Below are 24,673 nucleotides of genomic sequence, written 5' to 3'. Positions count from 1 at the left end.
GAATTGTTTTTTATAATTTTCGTAAATCAGTTATAAACATACAAAATATTATGTTACAAATTTACGAAAATGAGCAATTAGCTTTGGTTCGTCAGAGCGTCAAAGAGTTCGCTAAGACCTACATTAAGCCACATATAATGGATTGGGATGAGCGTCAGCACTTTCCTGTGGAGTTATTCAAACAATTGGGTGAATATGGTTTTATGGGAATACTAGTACCTGAGGAGTTCGGCGGTTCGGGGTTGGGGTACCAAGAATATATTACTGTTTTAGATGAAATTTCTAAGGTTTGTGGTTCTATAGGTTTATCGGTTGCAGCGCATAACTCGCTATGTACAAATCATATTTTATCGTTTGCTAGCCAGGAGCAAAAACAAAAGTATCTTCCTAAGCTAGCTACCGCAGAATGGCTGGGCGCTTGGGGGTTAACAGAAACAGAATCTGGATCTGACGCTGGCGGCTTGTCAACAACTGGCGTATTGGAAGGCGATTATTATATCGTAAACGGCTCGAAAACTTTTATCACCCATGCCATTAGCAGTGATGTGGCTGTCGTTATGGTTCGCACGGGAGAAAAAGGCGATAAAAAAGGGGTTACAGCGTTTATTGTTGAAAAGGGCATGCCCGGATTTTCGGCAGGTCAGAAGATTGATAAGTTGGGTATGCGCGCTTCGGAGACAGCGAGCTTATTTTTTGATAACTGTAAACTACATAAAGATCAAGTTATCGGCAATCCCGGCGAGGGCTTCGTGCAGGCGTTAAAGCTTCTTGATGGAGGGCGGATATCTATCGCCGCATTATCGCTGGGTATTGCCCGCGGCGCGTATGAATGCGCTCTTTCTTACGCTCACCAACGGAAGCAGTTCAACCGGAAGATATTTGATTTTCAGTCGATCGCTTTTACTTTGGCGGATATGGCTACGAAGATAGAGGCTTCCGAGCTCTTGGTTCGCCAGGCTGGTCAGCTGAAGGATGATGGTATAACGATGACCAAGCAAAGTGCAATGGCTAAACTCTTCGCATCGGAGACAGCTGTGGAGGTGTCTAATGAAAGTGTGCAGATACATGGAGGATATGGGTTTACCAAAGATTTTCCTGCAGAAAAATATTTTCGAGATGCTAAATTATGTACCATAGGCGAGGGAACCAGTGCTATTCAACGGATGGTGATTTCGCGAGAAATAGGAAAAGATGTCAAATAATCAACCGGTATTCCTTACAGATTGTCCCAGGGATGCTATTCAAGGAATGGACAAGTTCATCCCCACGGCCAAAAAGATAACTTACTTGAATGCGCTAATCGGGTCGGCGCTTTTTGATTTTATAGACTTTGGAAGCTTCGTGTCTGCGAAAGCTGTTCCGCAGCTACGCGATACCGAGCAAGTGATTGAAAGTATTGAAAAATCAGCGTCTACTAAGTTAATAGCGATCATTGCCAACGAGCGGGGCGCCTCCATGGGGGCTGGTTTTAAGAAAATTGACTATCTGGGCTATCCTTTCTCTGTGTCGGACACTTTTCAGCGGCGCAATACCAATCGTAGTATCGAGGAATCGTTTACTTCGGTTCGTGCTATTAAAGACATTCTTGACAAGTCGGTCGGTCCAGAATTGATGGTCTATATTTCGATGGCATTCGGTAATCCTTATCAGGATCCCTGGCATGAGGATATTGTGTTGGGCTGGATGGAGCGCCTTAAAGGGCTTGGTGTTCGTAAGTTCTCTATTGCCGACACCACCTCAGCGGCCACGGCCGAGCAAATAGGTATTCTTTTTAACCGTATCTATGCGCAGTTTTCGGATTTGGAGTTGAGTATTCATCTGCATAGTGACGCTCGAGGAGCAGCGCAAAAGATTGAAGCTGCATTTCAAGGTGGATGCCGTATCTTCGAAGGCGCGGTGTTGGGGTATGGTGGTTGTCCTTTTGCACAAGATGAATTAGTCGGTAATATCCCTTCGGAGCTTTTAATACATAAATTTAAAAGTAGTCAGCAGTATAAGGTACAGTCTATAATTACAAATTTTAATGATATGATTTACGATGCAGTATAAGTATATACGGTTAACAATTGAGCAAAAGCTAGCCACCCTGACCTTAGCTCGAGCAGACAAACGTAACGCTTTCACACCTTCTATGATTGATGAGATTGCCCATGCAATAAACCGGATAAACCAAGATCCGCACGTGAACGTTGTTCTATTGAATGCTGAGGGACCTGTCTTTTGTGCGGGTATGGACTTGAAGACGTTTGAGGACCCCGAACTAGACGTGTTGAACGCGGGGATAAAACATGATGACCGCTCGTTAGGAGACGTGATGCAGGGGCTTCTGAAGCCATCGATAGCGGTCTTGCAGGGTGATGTGATTGCGGGCGGGTTTCTGTTTATTTTAGGCTGTACCTACGTACTGGCTGCAGAACATGTTCGCTTTCGACTGCCTGAACTTAATTTGGGAATTTTTCCTTTTCAAGTGATGGCAAGCCTCGCGCGGGTGATGCCCCAGAAAAAAGTTTTGCAACTTTGTTTAGACACCAATTATTTTGATGTGCATAGGGCGATGCAGCTCGGAATCGTTGACGGGATATATGAGCAACAGGTCGTCAATCAAAAGATTAAATATTTTCAAGAGGTTGATGTGGCGGTGGTGATGGCCGGTATTAGTGCATTGAACGAACTAACCGCTATAAGCCCTAGTGAGCAATATGAGTTCCTTAAACAGCGGCTAAACGCGCTTAAAATCAAAACTGATAATAATAAACTTAGTTGAGAACGGTTTTCTTTTCAATCCAGAAGTTGTTGTACCCCGTACCTATTTCAATTTCTAAGAGTTTTTGTTGAAGCATTTCCAGTACGGCCAGGAAGTTGTAGACGAACTGCACTTTATTTTCCGAATTCATTTTAATTTGATGGAAATCAATCTTGCTGTTTAAGGCAATGAGATCGAAAAGTGCTTTCTTTTGCTGTTCGATGGTATAGGGGTATTTGACAACCGTATGGGTAACTTCTTTTATACGATGGGTAAAATTGAAAATTAATTTTTCGTACACCATAAGTAGCTTGTAGAGGTCAAACGTATCGAGATGTTCTTCTGCATTGTTTTTTTTACGGGCAATGGAATTGTCATATTGCAGATTGGCGCGGGCGTGTATTTTCGTACGAGCTTCCTCGTAATGTCGGAGATCTTCACAAATTTCCTTAAATTGCTTGTAAAGCAAAAGTTTTTGTGTTAGCTCTCGTTTGAGGTCAATTTCATTTTCTGCCTCGTCCGTTTCCGGGCGAGGGAGTAACATTTTAGCTTTAATGCGCATTAGCGTTGAAGCTACGAAGATAAATTCACTAGCTAGTTCAATGTTTAGCGACTGCATACGTTGAAGGAATTCGAGAAAATCGTCTGTGATTTTAGAAATAGGGATATCGTGAATATTCAATTCGTCACGCTCGATAAAAAATAAAAGTAGATCAAACGGTCCCTCGAACTGTTCTAGTTTAATCTCGTAGGCTTCATTCTGCATATTCAGTTCAAAAATAGTTATTTGTCAAGGACTAAAAAAGGTTTTATTTTGAGATTTTTTTATAAAGTCTAAACTTTTATTTAAATAGGATGTTCTGTATTTTACTGAATAAGTCGTTAATTTGTAACTTATTTATATGGGAAAAGATATGCAAGTAGAGGCAGGTCCATTGTTAAAGAATATACACTATCCGGCGGAGCTACGCCAGTTGAGCCCTGCTCAGCTGGACGAATTTTGTCAAGAATTACGCCAGTTTATCATCGACATTGTGTCGGTAAATGGAGGACATTTCGCGGCAAGTTTGGGTGTTGTTGAGTTAACGGTAGCGCTTCATTATGCGCTCAATACACCGTATGATCAAATTATATTTGATGTCGGGCATCAAGCATACGGACACAAGATTTTAACCGGCCGGCGTGATTTTTTTCATACCAACCGGGTGATGGGTGGTCTTTCGGGCTTTCCCAAGCGTAGCGAGAGTGAGTACGATACTTTTGGGGTAGGACACTCTTCCACGTCTATTTCAGCAGCGCTCGGTATGGCGGTTGCTTCGGTATATAAGGGTGAGCGGGATCGACAACACGTTGCCGTTATTGGTGACGGCGCTTTGACCGGAGGTATGGCATTTGAAGCGTTAAACCATGCGGGGATAGAAAAATCCAATTTGCTCGTTATTTTAAATGATAACTGCATGTCGATTGACCCGAATGTGGGGGCGATGAAAGAGTATTTGACCAGTATTACGACTTCAAAATCTTACAATAGATTTAGGGACGACTTAATAGGTGTGCTTGCTAAGATCTCCAAGAACGGTCCTGATGCATACGGCTGGGCAAAAAAACTAGAACAAAGTATTAAGGGGACACTGCTTAAAAGTGCGAATCTTTTTGAGTCACTTAACTTTCGCTATTTCGGCCCTGTCGACGGACACGACGTGGTGAAGCTTACCAAGACGATTGAGGACCTTAAAAATATTTCGGGGCCAAAGCTGCTACACGTGGTCACGGTAAAGGGCAAGGGCTACGCGTTAGCCGAGAAAGATCAAACCAAATGGCATGCGCCGGGACTATTTGACAAGATAACCGGAGAGATCAAAAAAAATAACTCGCAAAAGCCCCAGCCGCCAAAATATCAAGATGTTTTCGGGCATACGTTGGTCGAGCTTGCGCAGAATAATGACAAGATAATGGGGATCACCCCAGCTATGCCGTCCGGCTCTTCGATGAACATCATGATGAAGTCCATGCCAGACAGGGCCTTTGATGTAGGTATTGCCGAGCAGCATGCGGTGACTTTTAGCGCGGGTTTAGCAACCCAAGGTCTGGTACCATTTTGTAATATCTACTCCACCTTTATGCAGCGCTCTTATGATCAAGTGATCCACGACGTGGCTTTGCAACGTCTGAATGTGGTCTTTTGTTTGGACCGGGCTGGAATTGTGGGGGCTGATGGGCCAACGCACCATGGGGCATATGATATCGCCTATATGCGATGCATACCGAATGTTGTGGTCTCCGCGCCGATGAATGAGGAAGAGTTACGTAATTTAATGTATACCGCACAGCTGCCCGACCAGGGACCATTTGTTATACGATATCCACGTGGTAAAGGTATTATGGTGGACTGGAAGCGCCCTCTAGCAGCTATTGAAGTTGGTAAGGGACGTAAAATCCAAGATGGCGAGGATCTGGCGATATTAAGTTTTGGAGCAATTGGCAATGAAGCGACCAAAGCTATTCAGCTTTTAAATCAAGAAGGCATCCATCCAGCGCACTACGATTTACGTTTCGCAAAGCCCCTTGACGAGTCATTGTTACACGAGGTCTTTAAAACATACGATAAAGTAATTACCCTGGAAGATGGCTGTTTGATGGGTGGGGTTGGTTCGGCTGTTCTGGAATTTATGGTTGACCATAAATATTCGGCGCAAGTCTTGCGTCTGGGTATTCCTGATGAAATAATTGAACATGGCGAACAGGGCGAGCTTTGGAAACTTTGTGGTTATGATGCCGGATCTATTGTGGAGGCATGTAAAAAACTAACCCGAGGAATCAAAACTGATTCGCTCGTATCGTAACAAACTGAGGTCGAAAATTTAAAGGGAAGAATTTAACAGTTCTTCCCTTTTTTTTAGCTTTTAAAACATGTATATTTAACAACGTAAAACGAGCAATAGTTTTCCACACCCACTAACCGAAAAACTGTTTTTCGATCAAAATGCCTCATGAGAAGTACTATAAAATGCTGTTGTTGAAAAGTATTTATTGGTTGATTTTTCCAGCCTATAATTAGCTGTTTTTTTATATAAATACCTGATAATTAAGCGTCTTGTATTTATTTTAAATTTAAGTTTTTTAGCTCAATATTTTTTGTGATCTTCGTCTAGAGAGAAAGTTTTAAACAATTTTTTGTCAAATATTGGTTTTCAAGTTATTAACAATTTTAGAATGGAAAAAACGTGTACAAGTGTTTGGAATAGCTGTTTGCAGATTATAAAAGACAACATTCCTGCGCAAAGTTTTAAGACCTGGTTTGAGCCTGTAAAAGCGGTTGGTCTGAACGGAAACGTTTTAACGATTCAAGTACCATCAGTGTTTTTCTACGAGTGGCTCGAAGAACATTACGTAGGCATACTTCGGAAGACTATTAAGAAATTTTTAGGAGAAGGAGGGCGTCTAGAGTATAACATCATCGTAGATAAATCTTCTGCAAATACACCTTACACGACCAACATTCCTTCGAATGGAAATGGTGCTGAAGGTAAAAAACAATCTATTCCTGTACCTGTTGCTTTGAACAAGAATATTAAGAATCCATTTGTTATTCCTGGATTGAAGAAGCTACAGGTAGACCCTCAACTCAATCACCACTATACCTTTGATAATTTTATCGAAGGAGAGTGTAATAGATTAGCGCGTTCAGCGGGATTTGCCGTAGCAAATAAGCCGGGAGGTACCTCCTTCAACCCATTGATGCTGTATGGTGATGTGGGATTAGGGAAAACACACCTCGCCCAAGCAATCGGTAATGAGATCAAAAGGAACTTACCCGATAAACTTGTCATTTATGTTTCTTGTGAAAAGTTCTGTCAGCAATTCGTAGATTCATTAAAGAACAATACGATTAATGATTTTGTGAACTTCTATCAAGCGATGGATGTGATTATTATGGACGACGTGCATAATTTTTCGGGGAAAGAAAAGACCCAAGACATTTTCTTCCATATTTTCAATCACTTGCATCAGTCAGGGAAGCAGATTATTTTGACTTCAGACAAACCACCTAAGGATTTGTCAGGTTTGGAAGAGCGTCTATTGAGCCGTTTTAAGTGGGGTTTGTCTGCAGATATCCAAATTCCGGATTTGGAAACCAGGATGGCTATCTTGAAAAAGAAAATGTATTCCGACGGCATCGAGTTGCCGGATAATGTGGTAGAGTATGTCGCTACGCAGATCGACAACAGTGTGCGAGAGTTGGAAGGGGCAATGGTTTCTTTACTAGCCCAGTCGACGCTGAATAGAAAAGAGATTGATATCAATCTTGCGAAATCGATGCTAAAAAACTTTGTGAAGAATACCCACAAAGAGATTTCGATGGAGTATATTCAAAAGTTAGTATGTGAATATTTTGAAGTACCCGTGGAGATGGTTAAATCTAAAGTTCGCAAGCGGGAAATCGTGCAGGCTCGTCAAATATCGATGTATCTCGCAAAAAATCACACGAAATCATCGTTAAAGTCGATCGGGAGCTTCTTTGGTGGTCGAGATCATTCGACAGTAATTTATGCCTGTCAAACGGTTGAAGATTTAATCGAGACGGATAAGAAGTTCAAGACCTACGTGCAAGATATCCAGAAGAAACTCAAGACGTCCTGATAAAGATTTATTTTTGAATGGAAAAAGTGCGAAACCGATATAATGTGTTTTGCACTTTTTTTATGCGCCATCGTTTATTTAACGCTACCGGTCTGGACGAATGTTTTCCAGTTCTGCGTACTAAACGGGCACTAATAAGAAGGAGCGTAGAAGGATACTAATATGGCCGCGCATCCTGCCGCACTATTGCGGTAAGGTCCCTAAGCAAAGAATGGAATGTCATGCTTAGCCGGAGACAAGGTCAAGGTATGGTACAAAAAAGTCGAGGCCTAATTAAAGACCTCGACGCGTATTATATTGTAACTAAATTTGTGAAACTTTCCTTACAATGCCCGATCGTTACGGTTGCATAGGCTGAGCAGGTTGCTGTGTTGGCTCCATTGGCTGTTGCATCGGCTGTGCTGGTTCAACGGGTTGCGTACCTGGTTCAACGGTTGGCGTCGGCATTTGTTCTTTTGGACGCTGCGATATGTAGCTTTCAAATAACGGTTTTTGCTCTTCCGTTAACGCTTCGGCAACTTGTGCATCAGTGGTCGACTGCTGCTTGTTTAGGGCTTCTGAAAGCAATTCTGGTGATAATGTAGCATCGGATTTGATTGCTTCTTTTGCTTTATTTCCATCCACCAATATTGGTAATATTTCAGCTGACTGATCTTCAGTAAGTGTCAACGCCGTCGTAAGCGTCGCTGTTTCTTGTTTTGCTGCTTCTTCAGGATTCGACTGCGCGAATGTTAGTGTTAGTGCACATAGTAAACTTACACCTGTTAAAAATAATTTTTTCATGACTTTTTATTTTTAGTTTTTAAATTCAAACGTTTTATTTCGTTTTTGTATCTATATAACTCCGGTTGAGGGTGATTTGTTGTCTCAATTGTATCATATATGTTACAATTTAACAAACATTAACAATCGTATGGAGGAGTAAATACATGAAAAAATGGACTGAATAGGCTTAAAAGGGTTTTTTGCGTGTTTTTAGTCAAAATGGGACTAAACAATTTTGTGGCAGCGATAAGGGGTATGCTAACTGGGTAGCGAGAGAAGGGGCGCTAACTTTGTATGTTAAAGGCTCGTAATAATAGGGAATCAAATAGCGCCTGCCCTCCAAATAGTATGCGCTGCTCGATAGGAACGGTATATACTGGAAATGTATTAATGAATGATTCGGGAAGCCTCTGATAGTCCTTTTCGGTCGTGATGATGATTTTATCGTCGCATTTAAGGGCTGCAAAGTCTGTTTTTATTGCATCTAGATCGGCTGCGCTAAAGGTGTGATGGTCCTTGAAATTGATATGCGTTAGTTGCTGAAGATGGGAGCTTAAATGATCGCGTAAAGGCGCTGGCTTTGCGATACCGGTAATTAGCAGCGCTTGATAAGTACTAATCGCGGCAAGTGGCAGGGCTTGTCCTTGGCTATTTTGGAGCTGCTGGTAGCTAATGGCGGAAAAAAAGATGGGCGCCGTAGTGTACTGTTGTAGCTTCTGCTCAATCAAGCGCCGTATCTTCTGATCGGTTCGGTGGGGACATTTTGTAACCACGATAAGGGACGCTCGTTTACTCTCGAGCAGGGTATCACGAAAATTTCCCGTTGGAAGCGGAAGCATAGGCTTTAGCAGCGACTTATAATCAAAGAGTAGAATTGAAAAGCTGGGTTTCAGCGCGCGATGCTGATAGGCATCGTCAAGCAGTACGCCAGAGCCGCTGGATCCAATTTTATTTAGAGCAAATACTCGGTCTTCGCAAACGTATACTTGCGTGCTTCCAAATTTACGTTTAATTTGTAGGGGCTCGTCTCCGACCAGCGCTGCGCTATCGTGGATGGACACCTCGCGAAACCCTTTTGTCTTACGACCGTATCCGCGGCTAAGCAGCATAATATCTTTGTGGGGATTAATGAGGCGTAATATATATTCAGCCATCGGGCTTTTACCGGTGCCGCCCACGGCTAAGTTTCCAATCACTACAACAGGAAATTTGAAGGCGGTGCTTTTGAGTAGTCGCCAATCGTATAACCGATTACGCAACCACATGATCAGCGCATAGATAATGCTTATTGGGAATAGGATTATACGTAGCAGGCGTATCATTACTTCTGAATAAGTTGTATGCCTACGTCGGTGATATCTCGGAGTGGGTTTTCGCGCATATTTTGCTCGATACCGATTGAATATATTCCTGTGTCGGGGAAGATGTAGTTTTCTTTTAGTAATATTTGATTTTCATACAAGTTCCCTGCGCTCCTTCCGTTCCAGCGGCCATCACGATGGGCAAGAGACAACTCGTGTTTGTATGTTGTATCCAAATTATTTGGACCTTTTTGATGGACTAAGATCGATAGGTTGGAATAATTGTATTCGCCAGTATGACGTATATTCACCCAGATATCGAAAGGTCTGTTTTTATCTTTTATAGGAATATCGAAAGTGGGAATTTGTGCGTATGTCCATGCACGCTTGTCGATCGGTTTGTTAACCAGGTAAAAGATGTCGCTTGTGCAACACGCGAAAAGAAATACGGATAAAAGACACCAAAAAAGTCCTCTCATGTTGTTCTTTTGAATATAATTTAAGCGCACAATCCACCCTCGTTATAAAATCAAGGGTGGATTGTACGTGTCTTAAGCGTTCGGCTGGCCCTTGCTGTTTCCTTCGTTACCGCGATTACGGTTTCGGTTACGATTGTTGCGTCGTTTATTAGGAGCACCACCTTCGGTTGCGGGCTTTGCTGCTTCTTTATTATCGCTTGGTTTAGCACCTCGAGCACGGTTCTGGCGTGCAGGCCTATTCCTGTTTTGATCTTTATTTGCTGCTGCGGGTTTGTTTTCCGAGGATTTATTCTCGGTGGAGCCTTGAGCATCCTTTTTGCTTCTTGGTTTTTTGCTGCGTTTTTTGCGCTTGTTTTGTTCATCCAGACGCGTCAGCGAGTCTTGGCCGACCACATTTTCGTAGTCAAACGATACTGGTTTTTCCACTTCTTCGGGCTGGAAGCTAGCGATAAGGTCACCAACTTTTTTACCCTCTTTGTTTAACGCGGCATATTCTTTTACCTTTTCAACAGGAATCGGAATCCAGCTTTCGGCACCCGTATAGGAGTACCAGAGGATCTTTTTGAAAATATCTGTTTTTTGAAGGTATGCTGTGCCGACCTCGGTATCTAAACGGTCTACGTTATTTGGAATATCTCGAAGAGCATCCATGTAGCTGTCTAGCTCGTAGTTTAAGCAGCACTTGAGTTTACCACATTGACCAGCCAGCTTGAGGGTGTTCAAGGATAGATTCTGGTAGCGTGCTGCAGAAGTAGATACCGTCTTAAAGTCTGTCAACCACGTCGAACAGCAGAGCTCACGGCCACAGGAACCTAGACCCCCCAGACGGCTTGCTTCTTGGCGCATACCAATCTGGCGCATTTCGATACGAATACGAAATGATTCGGCCATCCGCTTGATGAGCTCTCTAAAATCAACGCGTCCATCGGCCGTGTAATAAAACGTTGCTTTGGTTTTATCGCCTTGATAGTCCACGTCCGAGATCTTCATCGAAAGGTTGAGCTCCAGCGCAAGGTTACGTGCGCGGTGCATCGTTTCCCACTCGAGGTCTTTCGCCGCGTTGTATTTGGCAATATCCGACTCGTTCGCTTTACGGTAGATCTTCTTTTCTACCGCATCAGCTTTCACATTGTTTTTCTTAAGCTGCAACCGCACAAGTTCCCCCGTTAGGGAAACATGCCCGATATCGTAGCCGCCTGTTGATGGCTCGACCGCAACCATTTCTCCCATCTCCAGATAAAGGTTATCTGTGTTTATAAAGAAATCTTTGCGTGATCCTTTGAAACGGACCTCTACAACGTTAAAAGGTTTATAGTTAGATGGCAAATCCATATCGGAAAGCCAATCGTATACATCTAATTTATTACATCCGCTAGTCATGCAAGAGCCGTTATCTTGGCAACCTGCAGGGGCTTTTCCTTCAGTAGTTGTTGAACCACTACTGCACCCACCTCCGGATGAGCAACTGCCACATCCCATATTACTTTACTTTATATATTGAGTCCCTTGTGGGAACGTTTGATATTTAAATATTAAAACTAATTGCAAAGATACGTCTAAAAATAATATTTTAGGGTTCGCATTGCGTTCTACTTTATAATGGGTCTGTTCGAGTAAATTGGTAGCTTCCCTAAGTTGCGCTAAGGTGTAGTTTTCGCTGAATTTACGTACGAATTCCTGTTCCTCTCCCTGTAAAAGTACTAATTGCTCTAGACCCTGCTGCATCAAAATAATCTGACGAAACATGTTGATGGCATAAAGTAAGAAATTTTTCTGGTTTTCTCTTCCTAGTTTAGGAAAGTCTGCATCACAAAATTGGATGATGTTGAGACCGGAGTCCGTAACAATGAAACGTAACCACCCGATTAACAGATTGAAAAAGGGGTTTTCATCGTGCTCTATTAAATTTAATGCTGCTTGTACATTTCCGTCCGCGATAAAGGCTATTTCTGTCGCCCGGGGGGCGGGAATCCCTTTTTGTTCGGTGAGGAACGTAAGCACCTCGTTGTGTGGGAGTTTTCCGATCTTTACAAGCTGCGTACGAGAGATAATCGTGTTGAGTATGCGGTCCTGATTCTCCGAGACTAGTAGAAACAATGTTTTCTCCGGCGGTTCTTCAATCAGTTTAAGCAGGGCATTCCCTTGTATATCTAGATATTCGGGAAGCCATAATATAAGTACTTTGTAGTCGGCCTCGAAAGCTTTAAGGCTCAATTTCTTTATGATATCGTGCGCCTCGGCTATATTGATATTGGCTTGTTTATTTCCCCCATCGAGATGTTCACGCCAATGATCTAAACTTAGATAAGGATTCGCAATAAAACATTTTCGCCACTGCTCCAAATAGGAGCTTGCAACGGGGGTCTCCTTGCTTGCAAAAAAGGGATACGAAAAATGTAAATCGGGGTGAATGAGCTTCTGGTATTTGTTGCAGGAGCTACACTGCCCACAGCTATCATTTTCTAACTTATTTTCACAATTTATATATTGCGCGTAGGCCACTGCCAGCGCTAAGTTTCCCGATCCTTGCGGACCTAGAAACAGCTGGGCATGACTAACCCGGTTTTCTTTCACCGTGTTTATCAAATGCGTTTTTACTTGCTGGTGACCAATAATATTCTTAAACTGCATAATCGTATACAAATGTAGTAATTAATTAAATTGCGATAAGAATTAAGGCTTCAAGAGTTTAAAAATGTTGATTTTTATCCGTAACATTGCGTATAAAATCTATAAAATTTAGGAAATGAGATTTATTGTATCCACTTCAATTTTATTAAAGCAATTACAAGCGATAAACGGCGCTTCAAGCAGCAGTACTGTATTACCAATTTTGGAAAATTTCCTGTTCGAAATTAAAGATAATTTGTTGACGATCTCGGCAACGGATCTTCAAACGAGCATGGTTACTTCGCTACAGATTGAAGCCAAAGAGGAAGGCCGAGTTGCGATGCCTTCGAAAATCTTAATTGAGACACTAAAGACACTTCCGGATCAGCCCGTAGCGTTTTCGGTGGATACGACGACACTAGCGATTGAAATTAGCGCCGGTGATGGTAAATATAGGTTAAGTGGAGAGAATGCGGACGACTTCCCGAAGATTCCGAACATTGAAAACGTTTCGACGGTGAAGCTTGAATCCGGCGTGTTAGCGGAAGCGATCAATAAAACGATTTTTGCTGTTAGTAATGATGAGCTTCGTCCAGCGATGTCGGGTGTGCTCGTGGAGCTTTCAGAACAGTCCATTACGTTTGTTGCTACTGATGCACACAAGCTTGTGCGCTACCGCCGCACGGACGTGGGTACGGAAAAGCCGCTTAGCATCATTCTCCCTAAAAAAGCACTTTCATTATTAAAATCGTCCCTTCCTTCGGACGGCACGGTCGTTTCGGTAAACTATAACAACACAAACGCGTTCTTCGAGTTCGCAAATATTCTGTTGATTTGTCGTTTGATTGACGAGAGGTACCCAGATTATGAGGCGGTTATTCCGCAGGTGAATCCGAACAAGTTAACGGTCGATAGATTGCTATTTTTAAATACCCTGCGCCGAGTGGTTATCTTCGCGAATAAAACTACGCACCAAGTGCGGTTGAAGATTTCGGGCAGTGAACTGAATATTTCTGCTGAAGATTTGGATTTTTCCAACGAAGCACACGAGCGCTTAAGCTGCCAGCTTGAGGGCGATGATATGGAGATTGGCTTTAATGCAAAGTTTCTTGTGGAGATGTTGTCGAACCTCTCCTCTAGTGAAGTGGTAATTGAAATGAGTACTGCTAATCGTGCCGGACTGCTTCTACCGGCGGTGAAAGAAGATAATGAAGACATCCTTATGCTGGTTATGCCGGTGATGTTAAATAACGTTTAAGCTTAAGACTTTGGAATTAATCTATTCACTCGTAGACTTCATTATGCATATCGACAAGCACCTTGTCGATATTGTTAACGATTACCAAACATGGACTTACCTTATTCTGTTTCTCATCATATTTGCTGAAACGGGTCTTGTGGTGACGCCATTTTTACCGGGAGATTCACTATTGTTTGCTGCTGGAGCAATCCTGGCTAAGCCCGAAACCGAACTTAATATTTTTGTACTATGGGGGCTTCTTCTCGTGGCCGCTTTTGTAGGCGACTGGGTTAACTATCATGTTGGTCAATATATCGGTCCAAAAGCTTTTAGCGGTAAGTATAAGCTGCTAAAAAGAGAGTACCTAGAAAAGACCGAACGCTTTTATGACAAGTACGGCGGCAAGACGATTATTTATGCACGTTTTGTTCCTATCGTGCGCACGTTTGCTCCCTTTGTAGCGGGCGTGGGATCGATGTCATATCGTAAATTTGCTTCTTACAATGTGATCGGAGCGGTAGCGTGGGTGACCGGATTTTTGTTCATTGGATATTTCTTTGGCGGTCTGCCGGTCATTAAGGATAATTTTACGATTGTCGTTTTTGTGATTATAGGCTTGTCGTTATTACCGCCAATTATTGAGGTGCTCCGGGAGAAATTCAGCAAGAAAACGGCATAATACGATCGAAAAAGAAATTTACGCCCTCAGCAGAATCCTGCTGGGGGCTTTTTGGTATCCGAAAGTTTACCGGGCGATTAAACGCTGCCTGCCGCACAGAGTCTATTGCTAGAGAAATGAATGATCTTATGCGTATACTCATCACCTGCCTGTGCGTGCTAATTGTTACTAGCAGTTTTGCTCCAGAGAAAAAAATATCAATTCAAAAGCGCGAAGCGCAACGGGCTTTCGCTTACCTTAACTCCGCGCGTGCTAACCCCGTCAAGGTAATGCGTGATTTGGGCGTTCGGTTTGATGTTAATGCGGTTTCTAAGCGTCCTCTCCGATGGAACAAAAAGTTGGCGCGTGCTGCCGAAAACAGGGCCAAAGATATGGCACGGCGCGATTATTTCGAGCATACCACACCTGAGGGGATCGGCCCGAACCATTTTATTCAGCAGGCGGGTTACACGCTGAATCCAGATTGGTTGAAAAAGCGTTCTGCGAATAACTTTGAGTCTATCGCCGCTAACCAGCAGTCTGCCGTTGATGGGATCAAGGCCTTTATTCGTGGGGCAGGATCGCCCGGATATATGCACCGTAAGCATGTGCTGGGTATGGATAGCTGGAACGGTTCGCTCAACGATATTGGTATAGGATTTGTCCGCGTGTCTTCCGGTTCTCGTTATAAAACTTATCTATGCGTGCTTATCGCCAAGCACGACTGGAAATAGCTGCTAACAAATTAGCTTTACAGTCGCGCTGCAATTGATTATAGGAAGAATTAACTCGTACGCTCTCCATTTTTTTGCTGCATTTAAATCTCTTTGATGAACCTCTCCTCTCCCTTGGCAAGCCCAGTTTCTATCTACTAATTTTAAGCTTTTCGTCATCTAACCAAAGCGGCCACAAGTTATTCAAGGTAATGACTATATGCTAGCAACCTTTAATCTTTGCTTACTTCTTCTACCAGGACACACTAGGGCAATAGACAACATTTTCAGTTTTTACACCAGAAATAGAACCGGGAACTATTATCGTGCACCGCGGAAGCGTGTATGCGTTTTGTATATCGCACCTATGAAACATGTTACATGCGGGTCTATATATTGCCTCAATTTCTTTTGCGTATTGACTAAGTTTCATGATGCAAATAGTGGTTTAAATTTAAACGAATACTTTTATATATTTAATATTTATCTATTTCATACCTTTGCGTATGATAAAATCAATGACAGGGTATGGTATTGGCACGCAGGATAATGGCGCTGTTAAATATACAGTAGAATTGAAGTCCCTAAATTCGAAATTTCTAGAACTTAACCTTCGTTTACCAAAAGCAGTTTCTGAAAAAGAGTTTACGCTACGCACAGAAAGCTCTAAATTGATTGAGCGCGGCAAGGTAAACATGACTGTATCGGTTGAATATGTTGATCAAACGGCGAAAGCATCGACAATCAATGCGAAACTTTTGGGCCAATACTATAAACAACTTAAAGATATATCCCAGGAGCTTGGCGAGCAAGGTGGAAACTTTTTCGAAATGGCCTTAAATATGCCGGAAGTGGTATCCTCGAAGGAAGAAGCCATTGATGAGGCCGAAGGGAAAGTGTTGATGGAAGCCTTCTACCGTGCTGTAGATCATTTCACGCAGTTTCGCCTAGATGAGGGCAATACGCTCAAGGGAGATTTGGAGACGCGTGTTAATTTGATTTTATCGTATTTAACAGAAGTGGAGGCTGTCGAAGGCAACCGTATCCCATTAATTCGTGAACGCATTGGACATTACCTAGAGGAAACAGTGGGTAAGGAAAAAGTGGATATGAACCGTTTCGAACAGGAGATTATATTTTACATTGATAAACTCGATATAACCGAAGAGAAGGTTCGTCTTCGGTCCCACTGTAACTATTTTATAACAGCGCTCAACGGAAAGGATTCCAGCGGAAAAAAATTAGGATTCATATCCCAAGAGATGGGTCGAGAGATCAATACGCTGGGCTCTAAAGCGAACGACGCGAATATCCAACAGATCGTCGTGCGCATGAAAGAGGAGCTGGAAAAAGTAAAGGAGCAATTGCTTAACGTTTTATAAGAATGAGTGGTAAATTAATTATATTTTCTGCGCCATCGGGGGCAGGTAAGACAACTATCGTTAAAAATTTACTTGCTAAACACGGCGACAAAATAGCTTTTTCTATTTCTGCCAGCACCCGCCAACCACGCGGGGAGGAGCAACACGGTAAAGATTATTATTTTATAAGCTCGGCAGACTTTCTGCACCGGGTTGCCAAGCAAGAGTTTATCGAATTTGAGGAGGTTTATGCGGGCACCTATTACGGTACGCTGCGTCAAGAGGTCGAACGTTTATGGGCCGAAGGCAAATCTGTTATCTTTGATATAGATGTGATTGGTGGTTTGCGGCTAAAGTCTAAGTTTCCGGAACAGGCACTGGCGATCTTCGTTAACCCGCCCTCGCTCGAGGTGCTAAAAGAAAGATTACGTGGTCGTGGTACCGATTCACACGAAAAGCTACTTGAACGTTTTGCGAAGGCAGAACATGAACTGAGCTACGCTGGTAAATTCGATGTTGTTCTAAACAACTATGAATTAGAGACTGCGTGTGCCGAGGCAGAGACGCTCGTATTGGATTTTTTGAATAAATAACAGCTATGGCTAGAATTGGTCTTTTCTTCGGGTCTTTTAATCCGATTCACCTCGGACATTTAATCATTGCTAACTACATAGTTAACTATACCGAGTTGGATGAAGTGTGGTTTGTCGTTTCGCCTCAAAATCCGTTCAAAGAAAAAAAGACGCTTGGAAACATGTATGATCGTTTAGAGATGGTTAATCTAGCTATTGAGGGCGAAGAAAGACTTCGGGCGTCGGATATCGAGTTTGGACTGCCACAGCCCTCCTATACGATCGATACACTGCAGCACTTGCAAGAAAAATACCCGTCCAAGGAATTTACGCTTATCATGGGGGAAGATAATTTGCAAGGATTGAAAAAATGGAAAAATGCGGATATTATCCTTCGTGATTACCAAATTATTGTCTACCCTCGGCCGGGATACCAGAGCCCGGAGCTTGCCAGTCACCCTTCTGTCACCCTCACTCAGACACCGATGATGGAGCTGTCTTCGACTTTTTTACGTAAAGCGATTAAAGCAGGAAAGGCGCTTCGTTTTTATACCCCTGATAAGGTGCTTGAATTCATCGATAAAAAAGGGCTATATCGCGACTAATTAATAAGTGCGAACCCATGCGGCTTCAGGTTGCGAGGTAACCACAAAAAAGATTTTTTCTTTGCTTGTAATTTTCTGCGTAATTTAATCGGATATTGGCAGTTTGCTTCTGCCGGATCAACCTATTGAGCGAAGAAACCATGGAAACACGCAGAGACTTCATTAAGAAAGCTTCCCTTCTAGGGGGGGCTACAGCCCTGATAAACTTTTTACCTGAATCCTTACAACGTGCTATGGCCATTAATGCACCTGCGGGAAGCACTTACTTGGACGCCGAGCATGTCGTATTTTTGATGCAGGAGAACCGTTCTTTTGACCACTGCTTTGGGACGATGAAAGGTGTACGTGGGTACAACGATCCGCGAGCGATGCAACTTACTAGCGGTCTTCCGGTATGGTTTCAAAAGGATGCGGCGGGAAATAGTTATGGTCCGTATCGGCTGGATATAGAGAATTCGAGGGCCACCTGGATGGGCTCGCTACCACATAGCTGGAAAGATATGGTGGAAGCGCGTAATAATGGGAAAATGGACCGTTGGTTGGATGCGAAAAGACCTGGAAATAAGGATTACGCACATTTGCCGCTAACGATGGGTTATTATGCGCGTGAAGATATTCCTTTTTACTACGCTTTGGGCGATGCTTTTACCGTGTGTGACCAACACTTTTGTTCTTCGCTAACCGGGACGAGCCCAAATAGATCTTATTTCTGGTCGGGTACCGTCCGTGAGCGGCCGCGCGACGGCAATTCATCTGCGCACGTGGATAATGGGCAGCTCGTTTACAAAAATGTAGGTTGGAAGACCTACCCCGAGCGGCTACAAGAGGCCGGCATCCCTTGGAAGGTATATCAAAATGAGCTAAGTATTCCCGTAGGGTATGATGGCGAGCACGACGATTGGCTGGGAAACTTCACAAATAATAACCTTGAATTTCACGCTGTTTACGGTGTCCGTTTTCACCCCGCCCGCAGAAGCTACCGCGAGAAACGTATTGCGGAACTGTCGGTACTGCTCGCCGGGAACGATTTAAGCCGAGGTGAGCGTGAAGAGTTGACCCGGGAGCTGGATGACCTAAAGACTGAGCATGCGCAGTTTTCTCAAGAGAATTTCGATAAGCTCTCCGAGCAGCGGCAGGAGGTACATCGACGCGGGCTGCTAACGAATACTGGAGATGTGGGCTACCATGATTTAGAGACTATATTAACGGACGAGCCCGGGAGCGATCGGCCCACGCGGGTTCCTAAGGGAGATATCTTTCATCAGTTCCGCGCAGATGTAAACGAGGGAAATTTACCGACGGTCTCTTGGTTGGTCGCTCCGGGTTCTTTTTCCGATCACCCCGGTTACCCGTGGTATGGCGCATGGTATGTGTCGGAGGCTTTGGATATCCTAACGAAGAATCCCGATGTGTGGAAGAAGACAATCTTTATTATTAATTACGATGAAAACGATGGGTATTATGACCATATTTCCCCGTTTGTTCCACCGCTCACAAGCCGACCAGAAAGCGGTAAGGTGGCAAGCGGCATTGATACCCAGGATGAATATGTTACTGCCGAGCAGGAGAAGTTACGCACCGGGGATAAGCAAGCCGCTCTCGACAGCCCAATTGGTCTAGGTTACCGTGTGCCACTCGTTATAGCTTCCCCATGGAGCAAGGGCGGGTGGGTCAATTCCGAGGTGTTCGATTTAACCTCGCCGCTACAGTTTTTAGAACATTTTCTGGAGCACAAAACCGGTAAGAAAATTATCGAAGATAACCTGAGTGACTGGCGGCGGTTGGTTTGTGGCAATTTAACATCCGTATTTCGTCCTGCGAGTGAACAGCGGGCACCAGCGCTGGAGGCTGTAGACCGAAACAGCTATGTTAAGCGGATAAATTCCAGTAGAAACAAAGACATCCCCGGTAACCACCTTTTAATCGGGGCCGAGGAGCTTGAAAAAATTAAATCTTCTGACAGCAAGCAGTATGGTCTTGGCCTGCAAGAAAAGGGGACCAAGCCCGCCTGCGCGGTGCCCTACGGGCTGGAGGTTAACCTAAGTATGCAGGGAGATAATGTTGCGCTGGTTTTTAAACTTAACGCCAAGGGACAGGGAACCAAAGCCATTGGCGTTCCGTTTATAGTTATCAGCCGCTCGCCATATGGTCCAGAGCGAGAGGTTGGTCGGTCTTGGAATTTTGCAGTCCGCCAAGACGAGCCGCTGGAGTACTTGTGGCCAACCGAGGCGTTTACCTCTGGCGATTTTCATTTGGAGGTCTACGGGCCTAACGGCTTTTTCCGCTCGTTTAAAGGGAGCCGCGCGGCGGTGGCACTCGGCGGGGTCGAGGTGGCGCAAGTTGGCGATCTAGGCAAAAGGGAGCTGCTAATTACTGCCGGGAGAGAGGTAAAGGGCTCTTTCAAAGTGCGGCCACTTTTTTACAAAACGGCTAAAGAAAGCTATGAGTTGCAAGGCAGCCTGGATAAGCAGCGTGTGTCATTTAATGATTCTTTTGGTTGGTATGATATCGAGATTTTTAGTGATCAGGATCCTACTTTTTATCAAAGGCATGCCGGACATATCGAAAACGGTGCTGCTAGTCAAAGCGATCCATTAATGGGTGGGGTGCTCTAGAAGCCCGCTATCGCGCTAATGAAAAACGCCAAAGTTGATTCCTTGGCGTTTTTCATTTATGTTTCGGATGCTTTTAATTAGCGCCCCATCCATCCTCCGTCAACGGTGAGAATTGTGCCATGAACGTAGTCTGATGCTTTGGAGGCTAGAAAGACTGCAGGCCCCTTAAAGTCTTCCGGTTCGCCCCAGCGTGCTGCCGGAATACGCGATAGGATGGAAGCAGACCGGTCCGAGTCTTCGCGTAAAGCTTCGGTGTTGTCCGTTGCAATATATCCCGGTGCGATCGCATTGACATTAACTCCTTTACTCGCCCATTCATTTGCGAAGGCTTTTGTTAAAGAGCCAATTGCACCTTTAGAAGCGGCATATCCAGGAACGTTTATTCCTCCTTGGAACGTGAGTAGGGATGCGGTGAAGATCACCTTACCTGTTCCACGTGAAAGCATTTCTTTTCCAATCTCGCGTGTTAAGATAAACTGTGCGTTTTGATTAATTTCAATGATGGTATCCCAATATTCATCCGAATGTTCCGCTGCTGGTTTACGAAGAATGTTACCTGCGTTATTAAATAGGATATCGATAACCGGATGGTCACTTTTTACCTGTTTAATAAAGGCGTATAATGATTCTCGGTTTGAAAAGTCACACTGGTAGGCGTAAAACTTACGTCCGATAGCCTCGATGGACTGGGACACCTTAGAGTTTTCGAGCTCAAGACTTGCAGACACACCTATAATATCGGCGCCCGCTTCGGCTAGTGCTTCGGCTAATGCTTTTCCGATCCCGCGTTTGCAGCCGGTAACTAGGGCTATTTTACCGGAAAGGTCGAATGTATTTAGTACAGACATATTGTATTTTAATGCTATTATATTAATTATCACCTTCGGAGAGGTAAGACGGTACTCCTTTTTAGAACTTATTTAAGTTCGGTAATCGGACATTTATCCATGTCGTTATAGTCTAGGTTCTCGCCCGCCATACCCCAAATGAAGGTATAGTTACTTGTTCCAGCGCCTGCGTGAATAGACCAAGGCGGAGAAATTACGGCCTGTTCATTCTGCATCCATATGTGACGTGTTTCATCGATAGGACCCATAAAATGGGATACCGACTGCTCTTGAGGAACATCGAAATAGAAGTACACTTCCATGCGCCTGTCGTGCGTGTGTGCGGGCATGGTGTTCCACACGGAGCCCGGCATGAGTTCTGTCATCCCCATTTGTAGCTGGCAGGTTTGGATGACGGTGTTGAGTAACATTTGATTTATCGTGCGGTGGTTCGCCGTCTCCAGGCTTCCTAGCTCAATCTTATTCGCTTCATTTTTAGTGACGCGTTTGGTCGGGAAACTCTGGTGCGCCGGCGTAGAGTTCAGGTAATATTTAGCCGGATTTGCGGAATCGTTACTGCTAAAATACACTTCTTTGGCGCCTTTTCCGATGTAAAGGGCTTCTTTGTGGGCGATCTCGTACTTTGTTCCATCTACTTCGACCGTTCCATCACCGCCAACGTTAATAATGCCGATTTCCCGGCGCGAGAGGAAATAAGGTTCTTTTAGTAGCTCATCGATCGTTTCAAGTTGAAGACGGCCAGCGACAGGCATAGCGCCGCCGGCAATATAGCGGTCGTAATGTGTATAGGTAAGATGAATTTTATCTTGCTCAAAAACTGTTTCAATCAAGAAGTTTTCACGAAGTCCTTTTGTATCTAGCGATTTTGTTTCCCTAGGGCCGATTGCATAACGGCTTTCGAAAATTGTATGGCTCATAATATTAAAAAATAACAAAGATTGATAATAAGTCTAAGTTAGGGCTTATTATTGGCATACGGTAGCGTAATCGTCGAAATCGTTACCGGAAGGTTAACGGGCCTTTAAACTCAGTTTTTAGCGGTTTATCAAACAAAATTCAGACAGGTTTGTTGTATAAGTAGAAACTAAAAAAGATTAAAATGGATAAATTAGATTTAAAAGGAAAATGGAATGAGCTCAAAGGTAAAGTGAAGCAAGAGTATGCAGGCTTTACCGATGACGAATTGAAATATGAAGAAGGTAAGGATGATGAGTTATTAGGTAGATTACAGCAAAAATTAGGAAAGACCAGGGAAGAAGTTGTTACTTGGTTGAATGGCTTAGGCTAAAGACTCTTTTTTGTTAGAAAGGAAAGGCGCTGGAAGTAATCTAGCGCCTTTTTTGATCTATGTGTCAGGCGGAAAAGCGATTTCTCATCACGTCGGGGCTTGTTGGACGTGCACTTTTCATCTACTTTTTTGCTAAATTCGCAATATGGCAAATAAAAGACCGACCATCCTCGTTGTGAATGACGATGGTATAACTGCGCCGGGAATAAAGGTGCTTTTAGAAGAAATGCAGAAAATCGGTGAAGTGGTCGTTGTTGCGCCTGACAGTCCGCAGTCGGGAATGGGGCATGCCATAACGATTGGTAAACCGCTACGCTTAGATAAGGTCGATCTGTACCAGGGCGTACAGATGTACCAATGCTCTGGCACACCGGTCGATTGCGTGAAGCTCGCGGTGCATAAGATTTTCAAGGGACAGAAGCCGGACCTATGTGTTTCGGGGATAAATCATGGGCTTAATTATTCGATAAACGTTCTTTATTCAGGCACAATGTCGGCGGCCGTGGAAGGTGCAATTGAGGGAATTCCGTCGATCGGGTTTTCGCTTGATGACTTCAGTCATGAAGCGGATTTTACGCACTGCCGTCCCTATGTTCGTGCGGTCGCAGAGCAGGTGCTCGCTAATGGGTTACAAAAGGCGACCCTGTTAAACGTTAATTTCCCCAACCGATCCAAGGAAATTAAAGGAATAAAAGTGTGCCGACAGGCCACAGCAAAGTGGTTTGAAGAATTTGAAGAGCGGGAGGATCCGTATAAACGTCCTTATTTTTGGATGACCGGGAAATTCAAACTCTTGGATAAAGGAGAAGATACCGACACGTTCGCTATTGAGAATGGGTATGTATCTATTGTCCCCACGCAGTTTGATATGACTGCGCATCACACCATTACCGAGTTAAACAGCTGGAATTTCAATGTCGATGAGAAATAATTTTTTCCTTGGATTGCTGTTAGGCTTATGTGCGCCTCTTATTGCTTTGGGTCTGACGGAATATAGCTTGGTTGGAGGGAACCTTTTCCCGAGGCAGCCGTTGTTTCTTTATGCGCTGGCGGCCGGGGCGAACTTGCTTTTGGTTCGTGTTTTTTATGCCAAGCAGTATTCGCGAGATAAAATCGCCAAAGGTATTCTGGTGATCACATTTATTGCAATGCTCGTTTTTCTCTACATGTATAAAATGGATATGTAATTCGGCCCCGGGTGATCCGCTTTGCCGGGGTTAGTTGAATAAAAAAGATACAAATGAAATTAAAAATAGGATTTTCTCCATGCCCCAATGATACCTTTATATTTGATGCGTTGATTCATCATAAAATTGATACGCAAGGTCTTGATTTCCAGGTAGAATATGAAGATGTGGAGCGCTTGAACCATAAGGCATTCCAAGGGGAACTGGATATCACAAAATTGAGCTACCACGCTTTCGCCTATGCCGCTGAGGACTATGAACTTCTCGATGCGGGTAGTGCACTTGGTTTTGGCGTAGGACCGCTGCTGATTACCAAAGACCCACAGCTCGCCGAGCGCTTAAGGGGTGTTATCGAGCGGGGAGAGCTACCTCTGCAAGGCGATAAAGCGTTAAAAATCGGTATCCCAGGGAAGTATACCACCGCAAATTTCCTCTTGGGACTAGCGGCTCCAGAGCTAGGACAGAAGCAAGAGGTCCTATTTTCGGAAATCGAAAACGCGCTGATTGAGGAGCATATCGACCTAGGGCTTATCATTCACGAGAACCGCTTTACCTATCAAGACAAGGGGCTGCATCAGGTTATAGACCTGGGGGACTTCTGGGAAAAAACAACCAACAGCCCGATTCCCTTGGGAGGTATTGTGGTGAAGCGAAGCCTCCCCGAACCATTAAAAAACCAGATCAATAGCCTTATACGGCAGAGTGTTGAATACGGATTTGAAAACCCAAAATCGGGCCTTGAGTATATCCGTTCACACGCGCAAGAAATGGACGAAGAGGTGATGTATAAGCATATTTCACTTTATGTCAATAAGTACTCGATCGAGCTTGGCGAGCAGGGAAGGGCAGCCATCCAAACGATGTTTGATAAAGCGGTTTCTCTAAAGATTATCCCAAGCATACGCAAGGATCTATTTCTGACGGTTGGTAAGGATGCGGTTCAGGATCAATAATGGTTCTTTTTTGGTGAAAGGAGGCTGAAAAACCGCGTGCTATCGGGCGCGAAATCGCCACGTAAAGTTTTTGAAAAAATAACTCACAAGACTG

At 43.9% G+C, this 24,673-nt stretch carries 24 protein-coding genes; 16 read left to right on the top strand and 8 right to left on the bottom strand.

Going from position 1 to position 24,673, the window contains the following annotated elements; translation table 11 throughout:
- Nucleotides 1-50: 50 nt before the first annotated feature.
- From FM107_RS02760 to FM107_RS02750, 3 genes are read left to right on the top strand one after another with little or no spacing between them, the layout of a single operon-like run.
- Nucleotides 51-1,202, top strand: a complete 1,152-nt coding sequence (locus FM107_RS02760) for an acyl-CoA dehydrogenase family protein (protein ID WP_086946979.1) — start codon at nucleotides 51-53, stop codon at nucleotides 1,200-1,202.
- Nucleotides 1,192-2,049, top strand: coding sequence for a hypothetical protein (locus FM107_RS02755; RefSeq protein WP_086946978.1), 858 nt, complete (start codon nucleotides 1,192-1,194; stop codon nucleotides 2,047-2,049). The genes FM107_RS02760 and FM107_RS02755 overlap by 11 nt, the downstream gene beginning before the upstream one ends.
- A complete protein-coding gene (locus FM107_RS02750) occupies nucleotides 2,039-2,764 on the top strand; it encodes an enoyl-CoA hydratase/isomerase family protein (protein WP_086946977.1) in 726 nt (241 codons plus the stop codon). The genes FM107_RS02755 and FM107_RS02750 overlap by 11 nt, the downstream gene beginning before the upstream one ends.
- On the opposite strand, the gene FM107_RS02745 is transcribed toward FM107_RS02750, so the two are convergent.
- On the bottom strand, nucleotides 2,757-3,509 hold the full coding sequence (locus FM107_RS02745) for a ScpA family protein (protein WP_086946976.1): 753 nt from the start codon (nucleotides 3,507-3,509) through the stop codon (nucleotides 2,757-2,759). The two genes, FM107_RS02750 and FM107_RS02745, sit on opposite strands and share 8 nt — an antisense overlap.
- Nucleotides 3,510-3,657: 148 nt before the next feature.
- On the opposite strand from FM107_RS02745, the gene dxs reads away from it, so the two are divergent.
- Nucleotides 3,658-5,586 carry a 1-deoxy-D-xylulose-5-phosphate synthase gene (dxs, locus tag FM107_RS02740; RefSeq protein ID WP_086947198.1) on the top strand — a complete coding sequence of 643 codons (1,929 nt, stop codon included), beginning with the start codon at nucleotides 3,658-3,660 and terminating at the stop codon, nucleotides 5,584-5,586.
- A 370-nt stretch (nucleotides 5,587-5,956) separates the two neighbouring features.
- On the top strand, nucleotides 5,957-7,384 hold the full coding sequence (dnaA, locus tag FM107_RS02735; RefSeq protein ID WP_086946975.1) for a chromosomal replication initiator protein DnaA: 1,428 nt from the start codon (nucleotides 5,957-5,959) through the stop codon (nucleotides 7,382-7,384).
- 339 nt (nucleotides 7,385-7,723) lie between these two features.
- Here dnaA and FM107_RS02730 read toward each other — a convergent pair whose 3' ends face one another.
- From FM107_RS02730 to FM107_RS02710, 5 genes are all read right to left on the bottom strand, one after another.
- Nucleotides 7,724-8,167: a hypothetical protein gene (locus FM107_RS02730; protein WP_086946974.1), complete on the bottom strand. Its 444-nt coding sequence runs from the start codon at nucleotides 8,165-8,167 to the stop codon at nucleotides 7,724-7,726.
- 266 nt (nucleotides 8,168-8,433) lie between these two features.
- A complete protein-coding gene (lpxK, locus tag FM107_RS02725; protein ID WP_086946973.1) occupies nucleotides 8,434-9,471 on the bottom strand; it encodes a tetraacyldisaccharide 4'-kinase in 1,038 nt (345 codons plus the stop codon).
- Nucleotides 9,471-9,929 carry a gliding motility lipoprotein GldH gene (locus FM107_RS02720; protein WP_086946972.1) on the bottom strand — a complete coding sequence of 153 codons (459 nt, stop codon included), beginning with the start codon at nucleotides 9,927-9,929 and terminating at the stop codon, nucleotides 9,471-9,473. The genes lpxK and FM107_RS02720 overlap by 1 nt, the downstream gene beginning before the upstream one ends.
- Nucleotides 9,930-10,001: 72 nt before the next feature.
- A complete protein-coding gene (locus FM107_RS02715; protein WP_179204386.1) occupies nucleotides 10,002-11,408 on the bottom strand; it encodes a regulatory iron-sulfur-containing complex subunit RicT in 1,407 nt (468 codons plus the stop codon).
- Nucleotides 11,409-11,414: 6 nt separating this feature from the next.
- Nucleotides 11,415-12,560, bottom strand: coding sequence for a DNA polymerase III subunit delta' (locus FM107_RS02710; RefSeq protein WP_086946970.1), 1,146 nt, complete (start codon nucleotides 12,558-12,560; stop codon nucleotides 11,415-11,417).
- 115 nt (nucleotides 12,561-12,675) lie between these two features.
- Between FM107_RS02710 and dnaN the strand changes: the two genes are divergently transcribed.
- The 7 genes from dnaN to FM107_RS02675 all read left to right on the top strand — a co-directional run bounded on the left by dnaN (nucleotide 12,676) and on the right by FM107_RS02675 (nucleotide 20,303).
- Complete coding sequence (gene dnaN / locus FM107_RS02705; protein WP_086946969.1) at nucleotides 12,676-13,797, top strand: DNA polymerase III subunit beta; 1,122 nt, start codon at nucleotides 12,676-12,678, stop codon at nucleotides 13,795-13,797.
- Between the two features lie 10 nt (nucleotides 13,798-13,807).
- The gene (locus FM107_RS02700; RefSeq protein ID WP_086946968.1) at nucleotides 13,808-14,458 is read left to right on the top strand and encodes a DedA family protein; all 651 of its coding nucleotides are present in this window, start codon (nucleotides 13,808-13,810) and stop codon (nucleotides 14,456-14,458) included.
- Between the two features lie 128 nt (nucleotides 14,459-14,586).
- Complete coding sequence (locus FM107_RS02695; RefSeq protein WP_086947197.1) at nucleotides 14,587-15,171, top strand: CAP domain-containing protein; 585 nt, start codon at nucleotides 14,587-14,589, stop codon at nucleotides 15,169-15,171.
- 485 nt (nucleotides 15,172-15,656) lie between these two features.
- A complete protein-coding gene (locus tag FM107_RS02690; RefSeq protein WP_086946967.1) occupies nucleotides 15,657-16,532 on the top strand; it encodes a YicC/YloC family endoribonuclease in 876 nt (291 codons plus the stop codon).
- A gap of 2 nt (nucleotides 16,533-16,534) precedes the next feature.
- Nucleotides 16,535-17,104, top strand: coding sequence for a guanylate kinase (gene gmk, locus FM107_RS02685; protein WP_086946966.1), 570 nt, complete (start codon nucleotides 16,535-16,537; stop codon nucleotides 17,102-17,104).
- 5 nt (nucleotides 17,105-17,109) lie between these two features.
- The gene (gene nadD, locus FM107_RS02680) at nucleotides 17,110-17,688 is read left to right on the top strand and encodes a nicotinate (nicotinamide) nucleotide adenylyltransferase (RefSeq protein ID WP_086946965.1); all 579 of its coding nucleotides are present in this window, start codon (nucleotides 17,110-17,112) and stop codon (nucleotides 17,686-17,688) included.
- Between the two features lie 140 nt (nucleotides 17,689-17,828).
- Entirely contained in the window at nucleotides 17,829-20,303 is a 2,475-nt protein-coding gene (locus FM107_RS02675) for a phosphocholine-specific phospholipase C (RefSeq protein ID WP_086946964.1), read from the top strand.
- Nucleotides 20,304-20,380: 77 nt separating this feature from the next.
- On the opposite strand, the gene FM107_RS02670 is transcribed toward FM107_RS02675, so the two are convergent.
- Both FM107_RS02670 and kduI read right to left on the bottom strand, forming a co-directional pair.
- Nucleotides 20,381-21,151, bottom strand: a complete 771-nt coding sequence (locus FM107_RS02670; protein ID WP_086946963.1) for an SDR family oxidoreductase — start codon at nucleotides 21,149-21,151, stop codon at nucleotides 20,381-20,383.
- Between the two features lie 68 nt (nucleotides 21,152-21,219).
- Nucleotides 21,220-22,068, bottom strand: a complete 849-nt coding sequence (gene kduI / locus FM107_RS02665) for a 5-dehydro-4-deoxy-D-glucuronate isomerase (RefSeq protein WP_086946962.1) — start codon at nucleotides 22,066-22,068, stop codon at nucleotides 21,220-21,222.
- 182 nt (nucleotides 22,069-22,250) lie between these two features.
- Here kduI and FM107_RS02660 point away from each other — a divergent pair, with 182 nt between their 5' ends.
- From FM107_RS02660 to FM107_RS02645, 4 genes are all read left to right on the top strand, one after another.
- Nucleotides 22,251-22,439, top strand: a complete 189-nt coding sequence (locus tag FM107_RS02660; protein WP_086946961.1) for a CsbD family protein — start codon at nucleotides 22,251-22,253, stop codon at nucleotides 22,437-22,439.
- A 145-nt stretch (nucleotides 22,440-22,584) separates the two neighbouring features.
- The gene (gene surE, locus FM107_RS02655) at nucleotides 22,585-23,370 is read left to right on the top strand and encodes a 5'/3'-nucleotidase SurE (protein WP_086946960.1); all 786 of its coding nucleotides are present in this window, start codon (nucleotides 22,585-22,587) and stop codon (nucleotides 23,368-23,370) included.
- Entirely contained in the window at nucleotides 23,360-23,626 is a 267-nt protein-coding gene (locus FM107_RS02650; protein ID WP_086946959.1) for a hypothetical protein, read from the top strand. Before surE ends, FM107_RS02650 begins: the two co-directional genes overlap by 11 nt.
- Nucleotides 23,627-23,679: 53 nt before the next feature.
- Nucleotides 23,680-24,579, top strand: coding sequence for a 1,4-dihydroxy-6-naphthoate synthase (locus FM107_RS02645; RefSeq protein WP_086946958.1), 900 nt, complete (start codon nucleotides 23,680-23,682; stop codon nucleotides 24,577-24,579).
- The last annotated feature ends 94 nt before the right edge of the window (nucleotides 24,580-24,673 follow it).

The organism is Sphingobacterium sp. JB170, assembly GCF_900163865.1.
Classification (GTDB): Bacteria; Bacteroidota; Bacteroidia; order Sphingobacteriales; family Sphingobacteriaceae; genus Sphingobacterium.
Note: the sequence above shows the minus strand (reverse complement) of the source record. Positions and strands in the feature narration are given on the sequence as shown.